The organism is Herbaspirillum lusitanum P6-12, assembly GCF_000256565.1.
Classification (GTDB): Bacteria; Pseudomonadota; Gammaproteobacteria; order Burkholderiales; family Burkholderiaceae_D; genus Herbaspirillum; species Herbaspirillum lusitanum.
Genome location: NZ_AJHH01000617.1, coordinates 1 through 247, shown reverse-complemented (window position 1 = coordinate 247; position 247 = coordinate 1). Strand labels below are relative to the sequence as shown.

Annotated in this window: 1 pseudogene; it reads right to left on the bottom strand. The window is 58.7% G+C overall.

Going from position 1 to position 247, the window contains the following annotated elements:
- A pseudogene (locus HLUSI_RS29785) lies at positions 1-218 on the bottom strand (MFS transporter); the annotation flags it as partial.
- Positions 219-247: the final 29 nt, after the last annotated feature.

Here is a 247-nt window from a genome sequence, read left to right as displayed (position 1 = left end):
GCCGTGACCTGGAAGGTCAGCGTGATCAGGCCGATCTGGGCGAAGCTCAGATGGAAGTTGCCCTTCAGCAGCGGATAGATCGCCAGCAGCAGCGACTGGATCATGTCGTTGAGGAAGTGCGAAAAGCTGATCGCCCCGAGTACGCGGAAGCCGGTCTTCTCGGCGGCCTGCTGTTGGTTTGCCTGCGGCATTTCCGGCGGGTTGAGCGCTGTCTCCATGATGGCCTGTCTAATAATTTTGGGGGAAA